This window comes from bacterium (assembly GCA_021372615.1).
In the GTDB taxonomy this organism is placed as follows: domain Bacteria; phylum Armatimonadota; class Zipacnadia; order Zipacnadales; family UBA11051; genus JAJFUB01.
In genome coordinates, this window is sequence record JAJFUB010000057.1 from 1 (window position 1) to 5,705 (window position 5,705).

5 protein-coding genes are annotated in these 5,705 nt (G+C 68.1%); 4 read left to right on the forward strand and 1 reads right to left on the reverse strand.

Annotation, left to right across the window (positions count from 1 at the left end; all coding sequences use genetic code 11):
• Positions 1–153 precede the first annotated feature (153 nt).
• Positions 154–1,356, reverse strand: a complete 1,203-nt coding sequence (locus tag LLH23_08865) for a methyltransferase (protein ID MCE5238590.1) — start codon at positions 1,354–1,356, stop codon at positions 154–156.
• A gap of 261 nt (positions 1,357–1,617) precedes the next feature.
• Here LLH23_08865 and LLH23_08870 point away from each other — a divergent pair, with 261 nt between their 5' ends.
• From LLH23_08870 to LLH23_08885, 4 genes are all read left to right on the forward strand, one after another.
• Entirely contained in the window at positions 1,618–2,646 is a 1,029-nt protein-coding gene (locus LLH23_08870; GenBank protein ID MCE5238591.1) for a hypothetical protein, read from the forward strand.
• A gap of 88 nt (positions 2,647–2,734) precedes the next feature.
• The gene (locus tag LLH23_08875; GenBank protein MCE5238592.1) at positions 2,735–4,015 is read left to right on the forward strand and encodes a hypothetical protein; all 1,281 of its coding nucleotides are present in this window, start codon (positions 2,735–2,737) and stop codon (positions 4,013–4,015) included.
• Between the two features lie 68 nt (positions 4,016–4,083).
• The gene (locus LLH23_08880) at positions 4,084–4,992 is read left to right on the forward strand and encodes a hypothetical protein (protein MCE5238593.1); all 909 of its coding nucleotides are present in this window, start codon (positions 4,084–4,086) and stop codon (positions 4,990–4,992) included.
• Between the two features lie 35 nt (positions 4,993–5,027).
• The coding region (locus tag LLH23_08885; protein ID MCE5238594.1) for a Gfo/Idh/MocA family oxidoreductase at positions 5,028–5,705 on the forward strand (678 nt) is incomplete at its 3' end.

The following is a 5,705-nucleotide window of genomic DNA, read 5'->3' on the forward strand; positions in this document are numbered from 1 at the left end:
CGACCGCGACCCTGATCGGGAAGCAGTCGCGGTCGGTGACAGCTCCCACGCCAGCCCTTCTCTTCTTCCCCTCCCGCCTCTTCTGTCTTCCCCTTCCCCCCATCCTCTGTATCCTTGCCTCTATCCTCTTCAGCCTCTCCAGCTCAGCGATCTCTAGCCGCTCAGGTCCGCTACGGCCTCATACATCGCCATCACGTTCTCGGGCGACACGGTCGGCTGGATGTTGTGGACCTGGCAGAAGACGAAGCCGCCGCCGGGGGCCAGGTCGCCGCAGCGGCGCCGGACCTCCTCGCGGACATCCTGCGGCGTGCCGCGTTCGAGGACAGTCTGAGTGTCGCAGCCGCCGCCCCAGAAGGTCAAGTCGCGGCCGAACTCGCGCTTCAGCTTCGCGCTGTCCATGTTCGCCGCCGCCACCTGCACCGGGTTGATGGCGTCCACGCCCATCTCAATCAGGTCGGGGATGACCTCGTAGATCGAGCCGCACGAGTGTAGCAGCAGCGGCTTGCCGCTGAGGTCCTTGATGCGTCGCCACAGCCGAGCGTGGTGGGGCTTGACCATTTCGCGATACGTGGCCAGCGACACCTGCAGTCCGTTCTGGGTGCCCAGGTCGTCGTTGACCTGGATGATGTCGCAGTACTCCCCGACGGCGGCCACGTACTGCGCGACGCGCTCCTCGTAGCAGTCCACCAGACGCCCCATCAGGGCGTGGGCCAGGCTCTTGTCGGCCAGCAGGTCCATCATGAAGTTCTCGAAGCCCCGCAGGGCCTGCCCGGCGGCGAAGACGTGCACCCACAGGTTACCGACGATGGCCCGGTCGCTGCCGGCCCGCAGCGCCTGGGCCTTGGCCCGCAGGTCGTCGTAGCTCTCGTCGTTGCAGGCGGGCCAGTCGAAGCTGCGCAGGTGCGCCAGCCCGGCCTCGATGTCCGCGGGCGAGGCGGCCTTCTCCAGCGGGTGGGCGCAGGTGTCCAGATAGTACGAGCCGGGCGGGCACACGGCCACGCAGCCGCCGTCAGCCCACAGCTCGAGGCCACCGCGAGCGGTGCGGCGCAAGTCGGCCCCGGCGGGCACCTCGCACGCCGAGCCGTCCATGAGCTGCCACGCCTGCCAGCGGCGGGGCTCGATGAGCAGCGGCAACACATCCGCCCCCACGTGGTCCAATACCGTGGGCTCGACCTTCGCGATCATCTGCGACAGGTCATAGATCTGCGTGTGGCCGCCGGTGATTCCGAGGTGCTGCTTGAGGCGGCCATAGGCGATGCCGTGGATGCCCGACGACTCCGAGGCCCCCAGGTCCACGGGGATGCGGTCCGGCTCACAATGGGCCAGGGCCGCCAGCACGCGCTCGCGTGACGTCATTTGCATCACCCTCCGCCAGGCTATTCGCGCTGTGACCCCACAAGCCCTGCGCCGCCGGGCCGGGTGTCGTCGGAGCGCGGCTCTCCAGAGCCGCACGCGGTTACGACAACGGCTGCGGGTCTGGAGAGCGGCTCTCCAACGGCTTTCCCTCTTCCGACACCGGGGAACCTGTGGCCGAACCGGGGGTCCACTGGTATCATGTGCAGGTGATTCTCCCGCTGTGCGGAAGATAGACGTGATGTTCGCGAAAGGGTGAGACCCATGTCGAAGTATGCATCGCTGCCCGCCGCCATCCTGATCATCTGTCTGCTCTCCGGCTGTGCCGGCGCCCTGCTGGCGCTGGTCTTCAAGGCGCTGGCGGTCGGTGCGCTGGTGGCGGAAGTGGATGACCTGGTCTCGTTCGGCAAGGACAGCACGGAGTACACATTGTACTTCGATGGCCACAATACCGGCAGACACCCCGACTCCGACGGGTCGCTGAACCTGGAGGGGTTACCGACGGGCCACCATCTGCTGACCCTGGCCGATACGGACAAGAAGATCGGCTTCCACAAGCACGTGTTCATCAGCGCGTCCGGCTCTCTGGACCTGGGCAGCGTCACGATGATCGAGGGCGGCACCATCTCGGGGCGGCTGCGGCGCCAGGTTGGCGACATCAATGTGCCCTTGGCGGGCGTACGGGTGGCCGCCATCTCCGGCGGTGGCGAGCTGATCAAGCAGAGCACCGGCCGCCAGGTCACGTTGCCCCCCCAGAACGACACCGATGTGGTGATGATGGGCTTCACCGACGAGAATGGGTACTACAAGCTGGGCCCCGCCTCGTTTGAGCAGCCCTGGATCGTGACCGCCGCCTATCCCGGCTGTCTCACCGATGTGAAGATCGCGCAGGTGTCGTCGGGCAACAGCCCGGATGATGTCAACCTGCTGCTGCCGCCGGACGAGACGGCGGCGGAGCCGCCCAACGTCCAGGGCACCGTGGCGAAGAAGAGCGGCGGCGTGCTGGCCTCGGCGCTGGTGGCGCTGGACCTGGCGACCCCCTTTGGGCCGGAAGTCAGCTCCGACCGCCGGGACGAGTTGGCCTCGAGCCTGGGGACACTGCGGACGCAGCCCTGGTTCGCCTGGTCGTCGCTGGCGACCGAGACGACCGCCGCCGGCGCCTACAATCTGTTCGGGCTGGTCGGCACGCATAGCCTCTACGGCTTCAAGTATGGCTACCGGGCTCAGACTGCGGACGTGACCCTCACCGCCGGTGAGGTCCTGACCGCTGACTTCAAGCTGCAGTCGCGGTAGCGCGCTATCCCGGGGTAGCGATGGGGGTCCGGCCCAGGCCGGGCCCCTGTGACTCACAACCGGCCGTGGCTTTGGCAGGAGGATTTCCGTGTCCGACACGCTGCACGTGGGCTGTGCCCGCGTTGACATTACGCCCCCGTTGGGCGTCTACCTGGCGGGGCACTTCAACCGCCGTCCGGCCCATGGTTTGCATGACCCGCTGACCGCCCAGGCTCTGGTCTTCGCTCTGGGGCAGGAGCGTCTGGCGCTGGTCGGCTGCGATCTGATCTGCGTTCCGGGCGAGCTGACCAGTCTGGTCCGCGAGCGCACGCAGGTCGCCCTCGGTCTGCCCCCGGAGCGGCTGATGCTCTGGGGCACCCATACCCACGCTGGGCCGACTATGCACTCGGGGGGCTCCGAGCCGCGCGACGAGGAGTACTTTCACCTCCTGGCAGCCAGACTGGCCGGGGCGGTCATCGCGGCGGCGGCCGACCTGCAGCCGTGCTCGCTGCGGGTGGGATGGGGCCGTGAGGACCGCATCTCGTACAACCGCCGCTACCTGATGAAGGACGGCTCGGTCCGCACCAATCCCGGAGTGGGCAACCCGGAGATCGCCCGGGTGGACGGCCCCAGGGACCCGGCGGTCGGCGCCCTCTACGTGACGACCGAGGCCGGCCTGCAGGCCGTCCTGGTCAACTTCGCCTGCCACCTGGACGTCCTGGGCAACGGGAACTTCCTGTTTTCGGCCGACTACCCATACGCGATGCGGGAGACGCTGCAGGCGGCCTATGGACGCTCGCTCGTCATTCCCTTCGCCAACGGCCCTTGTGGGAATATCAACCACATCAATGTCTTTGCCGACAAGCGGCAGGGCGGGTATGACCACGCGCGGATGATGGGGATGATGCTGGCCGGTGAAGTGCTCAAGATCGAGCGGAGCGCCGAGCCGCTGGAGGTCGCGACACTGGCCGCCCGTTCGCGGCTGCTCGACCTGCAGCGCCGCCCGTACTCCGAGGCGGAGCTGGCGGAACTGCGCCAGCTGCTCGCCGATGACCGCATCCCGGACCGCGCGTACCCGAAGGTACGCGCCCGCACGCATCTGGCGCGCCACGAGCAGGGCCAGACCGCCGAGCCCATCGAGGTGCAGACCATGCGTCTGGGCGACCTGGCGCTCTTCGGCATCCCGGCGGAGTTCTTCGTCGAGTATGGGCTGCTGCTGCGCGAGCGGTCCTCGGCCAGGCACACCTTTGTGGTGGAGTTGGCGAACGACTGCATCGGCTATGTCCCGACGCCGGAGGCCTTTGACGGCGGCGCCTACGAGGGCACCAGCGCTCGCTACGCCCGCGACACCGGCCCCCTCATGGCTGACGCCGTGCTGGAAATGCTGTAAGGAGCGCGGCTCCCCAGAGCCGCAGGGAAGCGAAGAGGGCGGCTCTGGAGAGCCGCGCTCCCACGACCATGGCCCAGTACTTCACCCCGACCTTCAAGCAGCGCGTGCGCGTCATGGCGGCGACCGTGACGATGCTGGCCGGCGCCGCCCCGTTTGTCCTGGGGCTGCTGGCCATCCAGGCGCTGGGAAGCCAGCCCAGCGGCCCGGCGCCTGCGGCAGTGGCGCTGGCCGCCTTCGTGCTCGGCGGCCTGCTGCCGTGGCTGACGCAGAACTCGCTGGGGCTGGCGGGCAATGCCGGGCTGCGCCGGCGGCTGGCGCAGCGACTGGCGGACCACCCGCTCGAGGGGGCAGCCTTCGTCGGCTTCTCGCCGGGGCAGGATTTTCGGGTCTGGCAGGGCGAAACAGACCGGGACATCGGCTTCCTGAGCTTCGACGAGGGCGCCCTGGTCTACCGGGGCGACGAGTTCGAGTGGGCGCTGCCGCACGATCTGATCGACCACCTGGACATGGCGCCGCCCGAGGGCGGGCTGCAGCGCGTCATCATCCACTGGCATGTGCCGCGGGAAGTCAGCCGGACGTTCTCGCTGGAGAGCCGGGAGGCCGGCAGCATCGCCGGCGCTCGCCGCGCGACGGTGGAGCTGTTCGTCCGCTTGCGGGACTGGTACCGCAGCAACGGCGGCACCGCCGCCGGCAACAGCGCGCCGCTCCTGGGCCTGCCCCCCACGGATGTCAGCGGCGGGCAGATGGTGGACCAGCCGGCCTCCGGCTCGTGCGCGACGATCCTGGCGGTCGGGGTCATCATGCTGGTGCTCATCTGGCGCATCGCCGGGGCCTGCTTCACCAGCGGCCAGTACTATGAGGGCGTCCTGTGGGCCGGGCTGATCTCGGTCCTGGGGGCGCTGGGCATCGGTTACCTGCTACACTACCTGCAGGCCTGGGAAGCCGAACACGGGCGCCAGGCCCAACGCGAACGATAGATGTGCTTGGGCACAATTACGGGAGGCGGACTGACATGGCTGTACGAGTTGGCATTGTAGGCATGAACGGCATCGGCTATTCGCATGCGCCGACGCACAAGTCGGATGAGCTGGCGGACCTGGTGGCCATCTGCGACGCCGTCAAGGAGCGCGCGGACAAGGCCGCCGAGCAGTTCGGCGCCAAGGCGTACTACAACCTCGAGGACATGCTCGAGAACGAAGAACTGGACATGGTGGACGTGTGCACCGGCGGGCTGGAGAATGGGAGTTGGCACTACGAGCCGGCCATGATCGCCATGGAAGCCGGCAAGCACGTGCTGGTGGAGAAGCCCCTGTCCAGCGATGTCGAGCAGGCCCGCGAGATGGTGGCCCTGGCCGACGCCATGGACGTGTACCTGGGCTGTGACCTCAACCACTTCTTCACCCCCCCGGCGCAGAAGGCCAAGGAACTCCAGAACGAGGGCAAGCTGGGCGAGCTGGTCTACTGCCTGTGCAAGATGGGCTTCCAGGGCGCCGAGCCCGAGAGCTACAAGGCCCCCGGCTCCAGGAAGGTCGCCAACTTCCCGTACTTCCACATGAAGGCCTTCATGTCCCACCCGCTCAGCGTCATGCGCCACTTCTGCGGCGAGGCGACCCATGTGCAGGCCTTCATGAACCGGCCCGGCTTCCGCCGCAGCGCCGGCGACTCGCTGCTGTCCACCTGCAGCATCCAC

Excerpts from the sequence above, each read along its gene's own strand:
- LLH23_08865 (MCE5238590.1), bottom strand. The coding sequence starts at position 1,356 with ATGACGTCACGCGAGCGCGTGCTGGCGGCCCTGGCCCATTGTGAGCCG.
- LLH23_08870 (MCE5238591.1), top strand. The coding sequence starts at position 1,618 with ATGTCGAAGTATGCATCGCTGCCCGCCGCCATCCTGATCATCTGTCTG.
- LLH23_08880 (MCE5238593.1), top strand. The coding sequence starts at position 4,084 with ATGGCCCAGTACTTCACCCCGACCTTCAAGCAGCGCGTGCGCGTCATG.